This is a genomic window from Pseudoclavibacter sp. VKM Ac-2888 (genome assembly GCF_015351285.1).
Classification (GTDB): Bacteria; Actinomycetota; Actinomycetes; order Actinomycetales; family Microbacteriaceae; genus Pseudoclavibacter.
The window spans coordinates 539,062-555,383 of sequence record NZ_JADKSM010000001.1; the positions used below are offsets into that span (position 1 = coordinate 539,062).

Genomic DNA, 16,322 nt, shown 5'->3' on the forward strand with positions numbered 1-16,322 from the left:
ACTATTCTGACACGCGCAGCGCGGCGGTTCGCATCGCCGAGCGAACCTCGGCCTCCCTGGGGAGGACTTCCGACTCATCACGGCCGGTGAAGAGCCGAACCTGCACGAGTGCCTGGGCCAGGAGGAGCTCGAGTCCCGAGACCACCTGACCACCGGCGGACTGCCAGCGCGTCGCGAGCTTCGTGGGCCACGGGTCGTAGAGCACGTCGAAGAGCACCGCCCCCTGCACCCACGATGCGTCGATGCCGACGTGGTCCCGGTCTCCCGGCACGGTGTTGACGACGAGCTCCGCGGCGCGCGCCTCGGGGGGAAGCGCGTCGAACGCAGCGAAGGTCAGCACCTCGACCTCGACCCCCAGCGAGCGCGCGAGCGCCGCCATGCCCTGCGCTCGTTCCGGCGCTCGGACGACGATGGAGAGCTCGGTCGCCGCCAGCGAGGGCAGCGCTGCGATGACGGCGGCCGCCGTACCGCCAGCGCCGAGCAGCCGCACCCGAGGAGCCGAGAGGACACCTGCCTCGTTGAGCGCCGCGACGAAGCCCGTCACATCCGTGTTCCACCCTCGAGCCGGGGCGCCCGCGTCCGCCCCGTCGAAGACCAGCGTGTTGACGGCGCCGATCTCCGATGCGGCGGGCGCGAGCGTGGAGGCGAACGCGCGAGCCTCGTGCTTCAGGGGCATGGTCACGGAGAACCCGCGCCATCCCTGCCCCCTCGACGCGAGGAAACCCGCCAGCCCACCCTGCGGCACGTCGAAGCGCTCGTAGCTCCAGTCGAGACCGAGGACCTCGTACGCGGCCGAGTGGATCGCTGGAGACTTCGAGTGCCCGATCGGAGACCCCAGGACGGCGAGCCTCGTCGAAGCCTCACCCATATTCGGGGTGCTCGGCCATCCACGCCAGCCACTTGGCGACCGCGACCTCGTGCTCCTCGAACGTCTCGGAGAAGATGGTCTCCCCCGTGTCGAGGTTCCAGGTCACGAAGTACACCCAGGGGCCGTCCGCAGGGTTCACCGCCGCGTCGATCGCGATGTCGCCGGGGTTCGAGATGGGGCCGACCACCATCCCGGGATGCACATAGGTGTTGTAGGCGTTCGCCGCGTCGGCGCGCTCGGCATCGCTCGTCGAGACCCGGTGCGTGTTGCCCGTTCCGTAGGCGACCGTGGCGTCCGACTGGAGGAGCATGCCCATGTCGAGTCGGTTCAGGAAGACCCTCGAGACCTTGTAGTAGTCCTCTCTGAGCCCGGCTTCCTTCTGGATGAGCGAGGCGAGGCGCACCGTGTCCCAGCGGGCTTCCGGAGCTACTCCGTGCTCGTCGAGCGACTGGAACATGCGATCCACCAGGGTCTTGAGCACCGTCGTGGCGTCGACGCCCGGATCGAAGCTGTAGGTCGCCGGGAACAGGAAACCCTCGAGGGTCGTGGCTTCGGCAGGGAGGCCGAAGTTCGCGGGAACCGCGGCGGCCTCGAGGTCGGCGACGGGGATGCCGACGCCGCCCTCGATGAGGGCGTAGACGTCCTGGAGGGCGGTCCCCTCCGGGATCACGACCGTCGACTCCTGACGGTTCGCGGGGTCGAGGAGCGACACGAGCGCTGATTCTGCGCTCATCTCCTCCTGCATGCCGTAGCTGCCCGGGATGAACACCGGGTCCTCGGGCTGGGCCAGCACCTCATCCACGAAGGCACCGGAGGTCTTCACGATGCCCACGTCGGCGAGGCGCTCTCCGATCGAGGTCCCGGTGTCGCCGGACTCGATCGTGAAGGCGAGCTCCGTGCCGTTTCCCGACCCCTCGAAGTCGGCGGAGGCGGCGCCGCCGCCGAAGATGCTGCGCAGCTGCGACCCGAACCCGAACCACACGACCGCCGCGCTCACGGCGACGACGACCACGAGCACGAGGATGACGAGCAGACTCCGCTTGCCACGGCGTGCCGCGGTCGACTCGCGGCGTCGGCTGCCGCCTGCCCTCCGCGGGCTGGCAGCACCGGCATCCGTTGCCGGGGCCGCCTCGTCGGAGAAGAGATCGCCGAATGGGTCGTCAGGTGTAAAGCGCTTTCGTCCGTCGTGGCTACTGGGGGTCTGGTTGTCCGACAGAGTCCTGATCCTTTCGGGAGAGGAGCTCACCCGGTGCACGTCCGGATTGGCGCTCCGCGTCGAGCGAGGTTTGCAAGATGACCACTGCGGCCATCTGATCGATGATGTGTCGAGACCTGGAGGCCTTCCGGCCGACGTCTCGGAGCTGGCGGCTTGCACTCACCGTCGTCAGACGCTCGTCCACCAACCTGAGTGGCACCGGAGAGCTCGACGCGATCTGCTCTGCGACGGCCCTCGCGTCGGCGGTCGAGGCGGTCTCCGCACCCGACAGCGACAGGGGCAGTCCGACGACGATCTCGATGGCGTCGTACTCGGCGACGAGTTCCGCGATGCGCCTGGCGTGCGCGTCGCCCTTGGCGCCGTCGCGCGGCACGGTCTCGAGGGGGGTGGCGAGCATGCCGTGCGGATCACTCCGGCTGACGCCGACGCGGGCCTTGCCCACGTCGACGCCGAGTCGGGTGCCGATCCGGAACTCAGTCATTCGCCAGTGCTGAGCGGATGGCGGCAAGCGCGTCGTCGAGCCGTTCGACGTCGGTGCCGCCGCCCTGGGCGACATCCGGCTTGCCGCCGCCGCCGCCACCGAGGATCGGGGCGGCGATACGGACCAGAGCGCCTGCCGCTGCACCGGTGTCCCGGGCAGCGGCGTTGGTCGCGACGAGCACGATCGGCTTGCCGTTCGAGGCGGCCCCGAGGGCGACGACGGCCGGGCGCTCGCCGAGCTGCTCGCGGACGGCGAGCGCCAGCGAGCGGAGCTCATCGGCACTCCGAACCTCACCGAGGTGCTTCGCGACGAGCACGACGCCCCCCGCGGTGCTCGCCTCGGCGGCAAGAGCCGGTACGCGCTGCATGGCTTCCGCCGCCTCGAGCTCCGCGATGCGCTTCTGCGCGGTCTTGAGGCTCGCGGCGAGGTCCTGCACGCGATCGGCAAGCTGCTCCCGCGGCGCCTTCAGGCTGCTCGTGAGCTGCGAGACGATGGCGCGCTCGACGGCAAAGTCCGCGAAGGCGTCGCGGCCGACGAGTGATTCGATGCGCCGGTTGCTGGAACCGACGGATGACTCGCCGATGAGGTTCACGATCCCCACCTCGGAAGAGCTGCCCACGTGGGTGCCGCCGCAGAGCTCGCGCGACCACGGTCCGCCGATGTCCACCATCCGCACGCGGCTGCCGTACTTCTCGCCGAACAGGGCGCGAGCCCCCAGGGATTTCGCTTCGTCGAGGTCCATCTCCCGGGTCGAGACGACATGGTTGGCGCGGATGGCGTCGTTCACGATGCCCTCGAGCTCGGCTCTCGTGTCGACCGTGAGCGCCTGGCTCCAGGAGAAGTCGAGCCGCAGGTAGCCGGCCTTGTTGTAGGAGCCGGACTGGTGGGCGTCTGGCCCGAGGACGTCGCGCAGCGCGGCGTGCAGCAGGTGCGTCGCCGTGTGAGCCTGGTTGGCGCTGCGTCGGTAGGCGGGGTCGACGATCGTCTCCACTCGGTCGCCGACAGCGACCTCGCCGGAGACGACGGTGACGGTGTGGCTGACGAGTCCGGCGATGGGACGCTGGACGTCGACGACGTCGGCAACGAGTCCGCGGGCTGCGGAGGTGATCTGGCCGGAGTCGGCCTCCTGTCCCCCGGACTCCGCGTAGAGCGCGGTGCTCGCGAGGATGATCTCCACCTGCTGACCGGCGCCTGCGCTGGCGGCGGGGACGCCGTTGACGATGAGACCGAGGACCTCGCTCTCGTGGGCGAGATCGGTGTAGCCCACGAACGTCGTCTCGCCGAGCGAGCGGAACTCGCTGTAGACCGAGACGTCGGCGAGGGCCGAGCGCTTGGACTTGGCATCCGCCTTCGCCCGCGTGCGCTGCTCGCTCATGAGGCGCTCGAAGGCCTCGCGGTTGACGCTGACCCCAGCCTCCTCGGCGATCTCGACAGTCAGGTCGATGGGGAAGCCGAAGGTGTCGTGCAGCTTGAACGCGGTCTCACCGGAGAGGTGCTGCACGCCGCTGGCCCGCGTCTCGGTGACCGCGGTGTCGAGGATCGCGGTGCCGGCCGTGAGCGTCCGGAGGAAGGTCTCCTCCTCGGCGTACGCGAGGCGCGAGATGCGCGGGAACTCATCGACGAGCTCCGGGTAGGCGTCCTGCATGGCGTCCTTGGACGCTGGGAGCAGCTGCGGCAGGCTCGCCCCCTCGAACCCGAGGAGGCGCATGGCGCGAACGACTCGACGGAGCAGGCGACGCAGGATGTAGCCACGTCCTTCGTTGCCCGGCTCCACGCGGTCGGCCATGAGCATGAGCGACGAGCGCACGTGGTCGGCGACGACGCGCATCCGCACATCGTCGGTGTGCACCGCGCCGTAGCGCTTGCCGGAGATCTCGGCGGCCTTGTCCAGCACGGGCCGAACCTGGTCGATCTCGTACATGTTGTCAGCGCCCTGCTTGATGAACGCGATGCGCTCGAGACCCATGCCCGTGTCGATGTTCTGCTTGGGGAGGTCGGCGACGATCTCGTAGTCGTCCTTCGTCGTGCCTGCGCCTCGCTCGTACTGCATGAAGACGAGGTTCCAGATCTCGACGTAGCGGTCGTCATCGGTGGCGGGGCCGCCGTCGACGCCGTACTCGGGGCCACGGTCGAAGAAGATCTCCGAGCAGGGGCCAGCGGGGCTGCCTGGGCCTCCGGCCGACCAGAAGTTGTCCTTCATCCCGAGGCCCTGGATGCGGTCGTCGCTGAAGCCCGTCACCTCGCGCCAGATGCCGCGAGCGACGTCGTCCTTCTCGTACACCGTGATCCAGAGGTCTTCCGGCTTGAAGCCGAGACCGCCGGAGCTCTCCGGAGAGGTGAGGAGCTCCCAGGCGAACTCGATCGCGCCCTGCTTGAAGTAGTCGCCGAACGAGAAGTTGCCGCACATCTGGAAGAAGGTTCCGTGCCGAGGTGTCTTCCCGACCTCTTCGATGTCGTTGGTCCTGATGCACTTCTGCACGCTGACGGCGCGATCGAACGGAGGCGGCACGATCCCGGTGAAGTACGGGATGAACGGCACCATGCCGGCGATCGTGAACATGATCGTCGGGTCGTCGCTGACGAGGGGCGCGGAAGGGACGACGGTGTGCCCGCGCTTCTCGAAGAAGTCGAGGTAGCGGCGACGGATCTCAGCGGTTTGCATCGTGCGGTGTGGCTCTTTCTCTGGCGACGGGCGACGGAGGTCGCCCAGGCGACGGGGGATGTGCTGGTCGCGCTACTTGATGTCGGCGATGGCCGCGGAGAGGTCCTGCGTGCGGGCCCGGTAGCCCTCGGCGACGGCCTCGGTGAACTCGTCGACGCGACCGTTCACGCCGGCGAAGAACTTGCGCCCTGCCGGAGTCGAGTTGACGAGGTGAGCGAGGGCGAACCCCGCGGCGATGCCGCCGATGATGCTGAGTGCTGTGCGCATGCGAACTCCTGTGAAGAGGGGTGAGGGGGTCGGACTGGTCAGCGCGTAGCGCGCGGCTTCGGCTTCTTCGGGGTGCTCTTCGGCGTGGACTTGACCTTGGACTTGGTCGGCCCGTCGCTCTTGAAGCTCGAGATGCCGGCGCGGACTGCCGCGGAGAACCCGGCGAGCTTGATGAGGGGGCCGCCGACGCTGGCGGCGGTGAGCGCGACGAGGCTGGAGACGTTGCTCGTCGTCTCGGACACGTGGGTGGTGATGCTGTCGATCTTCGCGAGCTGCTTGTTGGCCTCGAGGACGGTGACCTGCGTCTCGGCGAGCGTCGGGGTGATCGCATCGACGGACTCGCGGATGCCGCTGCGCACCTCGTCGAGGACGCCGCCGAGCTTCAGCAGAGGTACCGCGAGCAGAAGGACGAGGACGAGGAAGACTCCGGCCGCGATGAGGCCGGCGATGTCGCCACCAGACATGGTGCTCCTTACTGAGTGCAGCGAGCTGCCGCACGGATAGACGAACGGGGCTGCCGCACGGATAGACGAACGGGGCTGCCGCACGCGTAGACGAGCGGCACAGTGCCGCAGGACAGACAAAGGGGCGGGCCATCTTGCGATGACCCGCCCCTATGCTAGTTGGCTCTCGCGGCTCGGACTGTCCCGAACTGCCAGTTCCGGCGAACCGGAGCGCCTGCTTGGCTAGCGAGCAGCGTAGTACTCGACGACGAGCTGGACTTCACACGTCACCGGGACCTCGACGCGCTTCGGACGGCGCACGAGGCGCGCCTGGAGCGTTGCGAGGTCGACATCGAGGTACGCGGGGACCTTGGGGAGGACGTCCGCGTGGCCACCGGCTGCGGCGACCTGGAAGACCTCGAGGGCCTCCGAGCGCTGCTTGACCTGGACGAGCTGTCCCGGCTTCACGCGGAAGCTGGGGCGGTCGACGAGCTTGCCGTCGACGAGGATGTGGCGGTGCACGACGAGCTGACGAGCCTGTGCCGTGGTGCGGGCGAAGCCCGAACGCAGGACAAGCGCGTCGAGGCGCATCTCGAGCAGCTCGACGAGGTTCTCACCCGTCAGGCCTGCCGCGCGACGCGACTCTTCGAAGACGATGCGAAGCTGCTTCTCGCGGAGCCCGTACTGGGCGCGCAGACGCTGCTTCTCGCGCAGACGGACGGCGTAGTCGCTGTCGGTCTTGCGACGCGTGCGGCCGTGCTCTCCCGGTGCGTACGGGCGCTTCTCGAGCGCGCGCTCTGCCTTCGGGGTGAGTGCGATGCCGAGTGCGCGGCTGAGGCGCACCTTGCTGCGTGAACGTGAGGTCTTGGACACAATTGCCTTTCGAGCGAAGTTTGGCGCGCGTGAGCGCGCAGAAATGAAGTTGCTCTCCGCCAAGGCCATGCCCCGGCGTCAAACTTGAGCAGTGTCGCGCGTGCGTCGGCTACAGACTGCACGCCTTGCTCTCGGACGCGCAGCCGCACGCAACCCCGGGAGGTAGACCGAGAAAGACTAGCACAGCCGCAGCCGCACTCAGAGTCCTGGCTTCGTGATGGCCCGCAGCTTCTCGAGCCTCGCGGCGATCTCCCGCTCTTCTCCGAACCGGGTCGGCGAGTAGTACTCGCGCTGGCTCAGCTCGTCGGGGAGGTACTGCTGCTCGGAGACCCCCCGTGCGTCGTCGTGCGGATACCGGTAGCCCTTGCCGTGGCCGAGGCGCTTCGCCCCGGCGTAGTGCGCGTCCCTGAGGTGCTTCGGCACGCGGCCGATGCCGCCCGCCTTGACGTCGGCGATCGCCGCGTTGATCCCCGAGTAGGCAGCGTTCGACTTCGGGGCAGTCGCCAGGAAGACGGTCGCCTGCGCGAGCGGGATGCGTCCCTCCGGCATGCCGATGAGCTGGACGGCGTCGGCCGCGGCCACGGCCATCTCGAGCCCCCGCGGCTCTGCGAGGCCGATATCCTCGCTCGCGAGCACGATGAGCCTGCGGGCGATGAAACGCGGGTCCTCCCCCGCGACGATCATGCGAGCCAGGTAGTGGAGTGCTGCATCTGGATCGCTGCCTCGCACCGACTTGATGAAGGCGCTGATGACGTCGTAGTGCTCATCGCCGTCCCGGTCGTAGCGGAGCAGCGCCTGGTCAGAGGCACTCGAGACGATCTCGGCATCGATCGTCGTCTGCTCGGAGGCCTGAGCGGCGGCCGCCGCCGCTTCCAAGGTCGTGAGCGCTCGTCGTGCGTCGCCGGAGGAGAACTGCACGATCGCGCGCTTGGCGTCATCCGCCACCTCGAAGGCGCCGCCGAGGCCGCGCTTGTCAGTGGTCGCGCGGTCGAGCAGCTCGATGAGGTCTGCCTCGTCGAGCGGCTGCAGGGTGAGCAGCAGGCTCCTGGAGAGGAGCGGACTGATGACCGAGAACGAGGGGTTCTCCGTGGTCGCCGCGACGAGCGTGACCCAGCCGTTCTCCACGCCGGGAAGCAGCGCATCCTGCTGCGCCTTGGTGAACCTGTGGATCTCGTCGAGGAACAGCACCGATTGGATGCCGTACAGGTCACGTTGGGTGAGGGCCTCATCCATCACCTGCCGCACGTCCTTCACGCCGGCGGAGATGGCGGAGAGCTGCGTGAATCGCTTGCCGGAGGTGTGCGCGATGGCCTGGGCGAGGGTCGTCTTGCCCGTGCCGGGTGGCCCCCAGAGGATCACGGACGTTCCCGCACGCGTGTCCTGCTCGGGTGAGGCGAGGGCGCGCAGGGGTGAGCCGGGGCGCAGCAGGTGCCGCTGACCCACGACCTCGTCGAGGGATCTCGGGCGCATCCGCACCGCGAGGGGCGCAGTTGTGCCCGCAAGGCTTGGCGCGTCACCTGTCATGAAGCCCGATGTTAGTAAACTCCCCTCTGGTGCCTGCACGGCATGCTGAAGACAAGCGAATGAGGCACAGTGGCAACTTCGGACAAGAACTCCCGCGAACAGCGTCGGCGGACCCGCGAGTACGAGGCGCGCGTCGCCGTCCACGAGCGCGGCGTCCGGCGCCGCAGCCGAGACAACCGCACATGGACGATCGCTCTTGTCGTGGTCGCCCTCGTCGTCGGCGCACTGCAGGTCTTCTACTTCACGGGCGGTCCAGGAGCGCCAGCCCCCGCCGCGGACGAGACGACGTCCCCGGCGGCCACGCCGTCCGGTGAGGTACCGGACCCGGCCCTGGCAGAGGGACGCACCTGGACGGGCGAGATGACCTTCAACGGCGACCTCACGCTGGGCATCGAGCTCGATGGCGCAGCCGCCCCGCAGGCAGTGGCGAACATGGTCTCGCTCAACGGCCAGAACTACTTCACCGACACCTCCTGCCACCGACTCACGACCGAGGGGCTCTTCGTCCTGCAGTGCGGCGACCCGACAGGAACGGGGACCGGCGGGCCCGGCTACAGCTGGGGTCCCATTGAGAATGCGCCGGAAGACGGCGTCTACCCAGCAGGCACGATCGCCATGGCTCGCCAGGGCGGCAACGCCGAGAGCATGGGCAGCCAGTTCTTCATCGTCTACGAGGACACCATCCTCCCGGGCGATGCCGCGGGCGGCTACACCGTTATGGGAAAGGTCACGGGCGGCCTGGACGAGTTCATCGCGGGGATCGTCGAGCCGGGTGTCGACCCGGCTTCCGGCGGCGGCGACGGCGCTCCCGTGGCGCCCGCCGTCATCACCTCCCTCTCCCTGCAGTAGCGGATCGAGCGGGCCGCCTGCCGGAGCGGGACGGCGAGACTGGGCATGCCCTGGTGAACGAAACGCCCGCAGTGTCCTAGCATGGGGAGTCAGTCGCGCAAGCTGCGCAAACGCCTACCGTGAGGGAATACTCGCCATGTCTGCACTCCCCCAGAATCCGTGGGGCCGCGTCGAAGAAGACGGCACCGTGTACGTGATCGAAGATGGAACTGAGCGCAAGGTCGGCCAGTACCCCGATGGCACGACAGAGGAAGCCCTCGCGTACTTCGTTCGCAAGTTCTCCGACCTCGAAGGCCAGGTGTCTCTCCTCGAGCAGCGCGTCAAGAACGGAGCCCCGGCCTCTGACATCGCCAAGTCCGCCAAGCACCTCAGCGCACAGCTGAGCGACGCGAACGCGGTCGGCGACCTCGCCGCCCTCCGTTCGCGCCTCGAAGCGCTCGGCGGCACCGTCAGCGAGCTCACCGAGCAGCAGCGCGAGGCGCAGCAGGAAGAGATCGCCGGGGCGCTCCAGGAGCGCGAGGCGATCGTGGTCGAGGCTGAGCGCCTCGCCGCCCAGCCTCCTGCTTCCATCCAGTGGAAGCAGACGACGGCCAGCATCGACGAGCTCTTCGCGAAGTGGAAGACCCACCAGCAGGACGGCCCCCGGCTCCCGAAGGCCGAGGCCAACGCGCTCTGGAAGCGATTCCGTGGCGCGCGCAGCACGCTCGAGCGCGAGCGCCGGGCCTTCTTCGCGGAGCTCGACGCGAGCCACAAGACGGCTCGCGATGCCAAGACGAAGATCCTGGAGCGGGCTGAGGCGCTTGCCCCCCGCGGCGCCGACGGTGTCGCTGAGTACCGCAGGCTCCTCGACGAGTGGAAGGCAGCGGGCCGTGCGGGCCGCAAGTACGACGACGCGCTCTGGAACCAGTTCAAGGCAGCCGGAGATGTGCTCTTCCAGGCCAAGGGCGAGGTCGACGCAGCAGAGAGCGTCGAGTACTCCGCCAACTACGAGGCCAAGGCTGCTCTTCTCGAAGAGGCGACCCCGATCCTCCAGCTGACCGACCGCCGGGCGGCGCGAGAGAAGCTCGCCGACATCCAGCGTCGGTGGGATGAGATCGGGCGTGTGCCCCGCGAGAACTTCAAGGCCACGGAAGACCGCCTTCGTGCCATCGAGCAGCATGTGCGCAAGCTCGACGACGATCACTGGCAGAAGTCCAACCCCGAGCGTCAGGCCCGGAGCCAGGGCATGCACAGCCAGCTGACCGAGGCCATCGAGAAGCTCGAGGCCGAGCGCGCCGACGCTGAGGCGCGGGGAGACAAGCGGGCGGTCAAGGAGGCCGAAGAGGCCCTCGAAGCCCGCCGCGTCTGGCTCGCGGCCATCGGCAGCTGAGTCTGAGCGTCACTCCACAGCAGTCGAGACCGTCTGCCGTGTGAGCCATGAAGTGGGGCAGGATGCGAGCGTGCATCCTGCCCCACTTCGTCTTCTGCCCTTCGCCGAGCTCCAGGTCATGGAGCGGGACGGTGAGATCTTCCGCTTCGGCCACGCGTGTGCCGTGGGGTACGCGTCGATCGCCGGGCAGCTCACGGCGGAGGACCGGGCTTCCACGCTCGCGCGCCTCGTGACCGGCAGCTGCGCCGTGGGTGGCGCGTCAGCGATCTGGGTGCATGCGGGCGGCCCTGCGCCGCAGCAGGTCACGCTGGCGTCCCCGCGTGGTGCGCGACCGCCGCGGCGTCAACGGTCGGGCGTGAGGTACAGGTCCACTGCTCCGCCGCCGGAGGCCGTTGTGCTCGTCGGCGGCGTCCGGGTCGTCCGAGCCGATCTCGCGCTCTTGGATCTCCTGCACGACCCGGAGAGCAGCCAGGCGTCGATCGATCACGCGGTGCGGCTGCTCGCCAGGGACCCGGTGGAGCTCCTCGCTGACTATCCCAGCCACCGAAGGCCGTTCGTCTCCCTCGCGAGGGACCGCGCGACGCTTGCCCGCTGTGCGAACGCTACTGCGTCTTGACCCGGTACACGTCGTAGACGCCGTCGATCCTGCGGACGGCGTTGAGCACACGGTCGAGGTGCGTGGTGTCGCCCATCTGGAACGAGAACTTGCTGATGGCGAGACGAGCCTTCGAGGTGTGCACGGTTGCGGAGAGGATGTTGACGTGGTGCTCGCTCAGCACGCGCGTCACGTCGCTGAGGAGTCCCGAGCGGTCGAGCGCCTCGACCTGGATGTTCACGAGGAACACGCTCGAGGAGCTGGGGGCCCACTGGACCTCGATCATGCGCTCGGGCTCGCGCCGGAGGCTCGCGACGTTGTTGCAGTCCGCGCGGTGCACGGAGACGCCCTGGCCGCGTGTGACGAAGCCGAGGATGTCGTCACCGGGCACCGGAGTGCAGCACTTGGCGACCTTGACGAGGATGTCCGGTGCACCCCGGACGAGGACGCCGGAGTCGCTCGTGGTCGGGATCGTCGTGCCGGGGGTGAACTGCGGCGCCTCATCCGCGGCGGGGACGTCCTGCTCCTGGCGGAGGGCTGCCTGCAGCTTCTCCATGACCGACTGGGTCGAGACGTGCCCGTCGCCGACTGCGGCGTAGAGGGCGGTCACGTCGAGGTAGCGGAGGTTCGACGCGACCGAGGAGAACGCCTCCTGAACGTGGTCCTTGTTCAGCGGGAGACCGGCCTTCCGCAGCGCCTTGGCGACGGAGTCCTTCCCCTGCTCGATGGCCTCGTCTCGGCGCTCCTTCGAGAACCACTGCCTGATCTTGTTCTTGGCTCGGGCGCTGGCGACGAAGGTCAGCCAGTCCTGCTTCGGTCCGGCATCCGGGTTCTTCGAGGTGAAGACCTCGACGACGTCGCCGTTCTGCAGCTTCGAGTCGAGGGGCAGGAGACGCCCGTTGACCTTCGCGCCCATGGTCCGGTGACCGACGTCGGTGTGGATCGAGTACGCGAAGTCGACGGGAGTGGCCCCAGCGCTCAATCCGATGACCTTGCCCTGGGGCGTGAAGACGTAGACCTCCTTCGCGCCGAGGTCGAAGCGGAGGGAGTCGAGGAACTCTCCAGGGTCGGTGGTCTCCTGCTGCCAGTCGCTCAGGTGCTTGAGCCACGCCATCTCGGTGCGGGTCTCGTCAGCCTTGTCCTGCTTGCCGGACTGGGCGTTCTGCTTGTACATCCAGTGCGCCGCGACGCCGAACTCTGCGCGGCGGTGCATCTCGATCGTGCGGATCTGGATCTCGACGGGTTTGCCGTCCGGTCCGATCACCGTGGTGTGCAGCGACTGGTAGAGGTTGAACTTGGGTGTCGCGATGTAGTCCTTGAATCGCCCTGGCATGGGTGTCCACCTGGCATGGATGGCTCCGAGGACGCCGTAGCAGTCGCGCACCGAGTCGACGATGAGGCGGATCGCCGTGAGGTCGTAGATCTCGTCGAAGTCGCGGCCCCGCACGATCATCTTCTGGTAGATCGAGTACAGCTCCTTGGGGCGCCCGTAGACGTCGCCCCGCATCTTCAACTGCCGGAGGTCCGACTGCACCTCGGCGATGACCCGCTGTACGTACTTCTCGCGCTCGGGCTGCCGGTGGGCGACGAGGTTCTTGATCTCGGAGTAGATCTTGGGATTGATGACGGCGAAGGAGAGATCCTCGAGCTCGTTCTTCATCGCCTGGATACCCATGCGGTGCGCCAGGGGCGCGTAGATCTCCAGCGTCTCCTTCGCCTTGCTCTTCGCCTTCTCCGGGGACATGAAGCCCCACGTTCGAGCGTTGTGCAGACGGTCGGCGAGCTTGATGACGAGGACGCGGATGTCCTTCGACATCGCCACGACCATCTTGCGCACGGTCTCTGCCTGCGCGTTGTCGCCGTATTTGACCTTGTCGAGCTTCGTCACGCCGTCGACGAGCATCGCGATCTCGTCGCCGAAGTCGGATCGAAGCTCGTCGAGCGTGTAGTCGGTATCTTCGACGGTGTCGTGGAGGAGCGCGGCCGCCACGGTGATCGAGCCGATGCCGAGATCGGCGAGGATCTTCGCGACGGCGACCGGGTGCGTGATGTAGGGCTCGCCGCTGCGGCGGAACTGCCCCTCGTGGGCGTCCTTCGCCACCTCGTAGGCCCGCTGCACGAGTGCCGTGTTCGCTCGAGGATCGTGCTTTCTGAGCGACTTGAGAATCGGCTCGAGGACGTGCACCGGCTGCTTCGCGAACATTCGCGGCATTCGCCAGCGCAACGAGGAGACTTCACTCATGCAGCACCTCCATATGCATCATCACCCTGGCCTGCGTGGGTACGCGGACCAGGGTGATGACAAGTTATCACCGTGCGGGGTGTCCTCAGGACGCGGAGGCCTTGGGCGCCGGCTCGGACTCCGAGGCGGCTGCCGCTTCGTCGTCTTCGGCGTCCGCATCGGCCTCGTCGCGCTCCTTGAGCGTGCGCGCGCGAGCCGCGAGGATGCGCTTGTCCGTACGGGCGATCTCCGGCTCGCGTGAGCGCAGCGCCGCGTAGAGCGGGCCCGCGACGAAGATCGTGGAGAGCGCTCCGACGAAGATTCCGATGAACAGGGCCAGGGCGATGTCCCGCAGCGTGCCCGCACCCATGAGGAAGGCGCCGATGAACAGGATCGCTCCGACCGGGAGCAGCGCCACGACCGAGGTGTTGATCGAGCGCACGAGGGTCTGGTTGATGGCCAGGTTCACGAGCTCGCCGAAGGTCCGGGAGGACTCCGCGTTGTAGTCCTCGGCGTTCTCACGGATCTTGTCGAAGACCACGACGGTGTCGTAGAGGGAGTAGCCGAGGATGGTGAGGAAGCCGATGACGGCCGCGGGGGTGACCTCGACGCCGGTGACGGCGTAGACGCCCGCCGTCACGACGAGGTCGTGGGCGAGGGCGACGAGCGCCGCGATCGACATCTTCCAGGTGCGGAAGTACAGCGACATCAGGATGGCGGCGATCGCCACGAAGACACCGAGGCCGATCACCATCTGACGGGTGATGTCCTGCCCCCACGATGGCCCGATCGTGGACAGGTTGACGTCCTCGACAGGCACGGAGTACGCCTCGGCGAGCTGCGCGCGAAGCTCAGTGTTGGCGTCCTCGGAGAGGGCGTCGGTCTGCACGCGGATTCCGCCGTCGCCAAGGACCGCGACCTTCGCGGGGGTCGCCGTGAACTCGGCGGCGGCCGCGATGGCCGGCTCCTGCTCGTCGGTCGCCGGCTGCGAGACCAGGAACTCGGAGCCACCGGTGAATTCGATGCCGAGCTCGAGGCCTCCGCGGAGGATCGGCACGAGGATCGAGATGAGGACTGCGATTCCCGCGATGGAGAACCAGATCTTCCGTCTGCCGACGAAGTTGAACGAGCGCTCCCCCGTGTACAGGTCGTTGCCCAGGGTCTGGAACTTGCTCATCAGGCTTTCTCCCCATTGCTCGTGGTCGACGTCTGATCGGCATTGGCCGATCCGGCCGCCACGAGGTCATCGCCGCCGGCCTTCTTGGCGGCTTCTGCCTTGCGCTCGGCGAGCGTCTGTCGGCGCTCGGCCTCGCGTGTTGCGCCGCGCTTCTTCTGCTCCGGGGTGCGGAACGTGCCGCGGCCGCGGTACACAGCGCCGAGCGATCTGGGATCGAGGCCCGAAGCGGGGTGTCCGTCCGCGAAGAACGGGGTCCGAGCGAGCAGGCGCATGAGGGGGTGGGTGAAGAGAGTGACCACGATGATGTCGATGATCGTCGTGATGCCGAGTGTCAGCGCGAAGCCGCGCACGTTGCCGACGGCCACGAACAGGAGCACGATGGCCACGAGGAAGTTGACGGCGTCGGATGCGAGGATCGTTCGGATGGCGCGTGTCCAGCCGCCCTCGACGGCCGAGACCAGCCCCTTGCCGTCTCTCAGCTCATCCTTGATGCGCTCGAAGTAGACGATGAACGAGTCGGCCGTGATGCCGATGGCGACGATGAGGCCCGCGACACCCGCCAGCGAGAGCCTGTACCCCTCTTGGTTGGAGAGATACGTGACGACGATGTAGGTCAGGGCCGCGGCGATGACCAGCGACGCGACGGTCACGAGTCCGAGCGTGCGGTACTGGAACAGCGAGTAGACGACGACGGCCGCGAGCCCGATGAGACCGGCGATGAGGCCGTTCACGAGCTGCGAGCTGCCCAGGGTCGCCGAGATAGTGGAGGTCGACTGCGCGACGAAGTTGAAGGGCAGCGCGCCGAACTTCAGCTGGTCGGCGAGGGCCTTGGCGCTCTCCTCGTTGAAGTTTCCTGAGATCTGCGGCTTGCCGTCGGTGATCGCCGCGTTGGTGGTCGGAGCCACGATGACCTGGTTGTCGAGCGTGACGGCGAAGCGGTTCTGGTTCTCCGTCAACCCGACGAGTCGCTCGGTCACGGCAGCGAACTCCTGCGTGCCCTGCGCATCGAACTCGATGTTCACGGCCCACTGGTTGGTGGTCGCGCCGGTGCTCGTGGTCGTGAGACCGCTCGTGGCGTCCGCGATGCGCTCACCGGTCACCTCGACCGGCCCCAGGACGTACTTCTCCGTCCCGCTGTCGTCGCAGGTGATGAGCGGCTGGGTCGGGTCGATGTCCGCAGCGGGTGCGAGGTCGGCGCAGTTGAACTGCAGGAAGTCGACGTACATCTGCTCGGTGACCCAGTTGAGGTCGCTCGCGTTCGTCGGCTCCGCGGTGGGCGTCGTCGAGAGCTCCTCAGGCAGCTGGTCGGCCGGGATGGCCTGGCTGTTCGCGGCCTGGTCCGCGACGAGCACGGCACGGAACTCGAGCTTGGCCGAGTTCTCGATGCGGTCTCGCGTGAGCTGGTCCATCTCACCTGGGACGGAGACGACGATGTTCCGACCGCCCTGGGTGGTGATCTCCGCCTCGGAGACGCCGGACGCGTCGATGCGCTGGCGGATGATCGAGACCGCCTGCTGCATCTGCTCGGACGACGGGTCTGCCTGGCCCTCCGGCAGCTGCGCCGCGAGCACGACCTGGGTGCCACCCTCGAGGTCGAGCGCGAGGCGAGGCGTCCACTGACCGCCTTGCGTGGCGACGGCCAGCCAGTTGAGGCCCACGAGAGCAAGGATGAGGATCAAGAGCCACGTGAGCGTGCGCCAGGCGCGCTGGACGATGCCAGCACCCCGACCACGACGCGCCGATGACGTTGTCGACTTCGCCAAGAGAGTTCTGCCTT

At 68.0% G+C, this 16,322-nt stretch carries 14 protein-coding genes; 3 read left to right on the forward strand and 11 right to left on the reverse strand.

The window, feature by feature from the left end:
- Position 1: 1 nt before the first annotated feature.
- From ITJ61_RS02505 to ITJ61_RS02540, 8 genes are all read right to left on the reverse strand, one after another.
- Positions 2-868: a shikimate dehydrogenase gene (locus ITJ61_RS02505; protein WP_104241281.1), complete on the reverse strand. Its 867-nt coding sequence runs from the start codon at positions 866-868 to the stop codon at positions 2-4.
- Entirely contained in the window at positions 861-2,114 is a 1,254-nt protein-coding gene (gene mltG, locus ITJ61_RS02510; protein WP_181059351.1) for an endolytic transglycosylase MltG, read from the reverse strand. The genes ITJ61_RS02505 and mltG overlap by 8 nt, the downstream gene beginning before the upstream one ends.
- Positions 2,059-2,565 (reverse strand): Holliday junction resolvase RuvX, encoded by a 507-nt coding sequence (ruvX, locus tag ITJ61_RS02515; protein WP_104241282.1) that lies wholly within the window; start codon positions 2,563-2,565, stop codon positions 2,059-2,061. Before ruvX ends, mltG begins: the two co-directional genes overlap by 56 nt.
- Positions 2,558-5,227 (reverse strand): alanine--tRNA ligase, encoded by a 2,670-nt coding sequence (alaS, locus tag ITJ61_RS02520; RefSeq protein ID WP_194685349.1) that lies wholly within the window; start codon positions 5,225-5,227, stop codon positions 2,558-2,560. Before alaS ends, ruvX begins: the two co-directional genes overlap by 8 nt.
- A gap of 72 nt (positions 5,228-5,299) precedes the next feature.
- Positions 5,300-5,494 carry a Na+ dependent nucleoside transporter N-terminal domain-containing protein gene (locus ITJ61_RS02525; protein ID WP_104241284.1) on the reverse strand — a complete coding sequence of 65 codons (195 nt, stop codon included), beginning with the start codon at positions 5,492-5,494 and terminating at the stop codon, positions 5,300-5,302.
- 38 nt (positions 5,495-5,532) lie between these two features.
- A complete protein-coding gene (locus ITJ61_RS02530; RefSeq protein ID WP_104241285.1) occupies positions 5,533-5,958 on the reverse strand; it encodes a DUF948 domain-containing protein in 426 nt (141 codons plus the stop codon).
- 222 nt (positions 5,959-6,180) lie between these two features.
- Positions 6,181-6,810, reverse strand: coding sequence for a 30S ribosomal protein S4 (gene rpsD, locus ITJ61_RS02535; protein ID WP_104241286.1), 630 nt, complete (start codon positions 6,808-6,810; stop codon positions 6,181-6,183).
- 198 nt (positions 6,811-7,008) lie between these two features.
- A complete protein-coding gene (locus ITJ61_RS02540) occupies positions 7,009-8,334 on the reverse strand; it encodes a replication-associated recombination protein A (protein ID WP_104241287.1) in 1,326 nt (441 codons plus the stop codon).
- Between the two features lie 69 nt (positions 8,335-8,403).
- Between ITJ61_RS02540 and ITJ61_RS02545 the strand changes: the two genes are divergently transcribed.
- The 3 genes from ITJ61_RS02545 (at position 8,404) to ITJ61_RS02555 (ending at position 11,168) form a co-directional block, all read left to right on the forward strand.
- Positions 8,404-9,183: a peptidylprolyl isomerase gene (locus ITJ61_RS02545; protein WP_194685350.1), complete on the forward strand. Its 780-nt coding sequence runs from the start codon at positions 8,404-8,406 to the stop codon at positions 9,181-9,183.
- Positions 9,184-9,319: 136 nt separating this feature from the next.
- Positions 9,320-10,552, forward strand: coding sequence for a DUF349 domain-containing protein (locus tag ITJ61_RS02550; RefSeq protein WP_104241289.1), 1,233 nt, complete (start codon positions 9,320-9,322; stop codon positions 10,550-10,552).
- Positions 10,553-10,592: 40 nt separating this feature from the next.
- A complete protein-coding gene (locus ITJ61_RS02555; protein ID WP_228496573.1) occupies positions 10,593-11,168 on the forward strand; it encodes a hypothetical protein in 576 nt (191 codons plus the stop codon).
- Here ITJ61_RS02555 and ITJ61_RS02560 read toward each other — a convergent pair.
- From ITJ61_RS02560 to secD, 3 genes are all read right to left on the reverse strand, one after another.
- A complete protein-coding gene (locus ITJ61_RS02560; RefSeq protein ID WP_104241291.1) occupies positions 11,155-13,389 on the reverse strand; it encodes a RelA/SpoT family protein in 2,235 nt (744 codons plus the stop codon). The two genes, ITJ61_RS02555 and ITJ61_RS02560, sit on opposite strands and share 14 nt — an antisense overlap.
- 85 nt (positions 13,390-13,474) lie before the next feature.
- Positions 13,475-14,545 carry a protein translocase subunit SecF gene (gene secF, locus ITJ61_RS02565; protein WP_104241292.1) on the reverse strand — a complete coding sequence of 357 codons (1,071 nt, stop codon included), beginning with the start codon at positions 14,543-14,545 and terminating at the stop codon, positions 13,475-13,477.
- Positions 14,545-16,308 carry a protein translocase subunit SecD gene (gene secD, locus ITJ61_RS02570; RefSeq protein WP_228496575.1) on the reverse strand — a complete coding sequence of 588 codons (1,764 nt, stop codon included), beginning with the start codon at positions 16,306-16,308 and terminating at the stop codon, positions 14,545-14,547. The genes secF and secD overlap by 1 nt, the downstream gene beginning before the upstream one ends.
- Between the last annotated feature and the right edge of the window lie 14 nt (positions 16,309-16,322).